We start from the raw sequence: 236 nt of genomic DNA on the forward strand, positions 1-236 counted from the left end.
GAAACAGGCACATTAATTTCTCAAACACTTGCTGCACGTAACGATATTCAAGTACCGTTAATTGCAGAAACAGGTGGCCAAAACTGTATGATTGTTGACTCAACGGCGCTTCCTGAGCAAGTAGTTGACGATGTGATCAGTTCTGGTTTTCAAAGTGCTGGCCAACGTTGTTCTGCTCTTCGTGTGTTATTCATTCAAGATGACGTAGCAGATGGCATTATCGAAATGCTTAAAGG

1 protein-coding gene is annotated in these 236 nt (G+C 42.4%); it reads left to right on the plus strand.

Translation table 11 applies throughout. The annotated features are described in order from the left end of the window. Nucleotides 1-236, plus strand: a 236-nt coding sequence (locus tag AAEZ18_RS19675) for an aldehyde dehydrogenase family protein (RefSeq protein ID WP_352256137.1), incomplete at both ends; no start/stop codon positions are given.

Origin of the sequence: Pseudoalteromonas sp. 19-MNA-CIBAN-0066, assembly GCF_040308705.1 — a bacterium.
GTDB lineage: Bacteria > Pseudomonadota > Gammaproteobacteria > Enterobacterales > Alteromonadaceae > Pseudoalteromonas > Pseudoalteromonas nigrifaciens.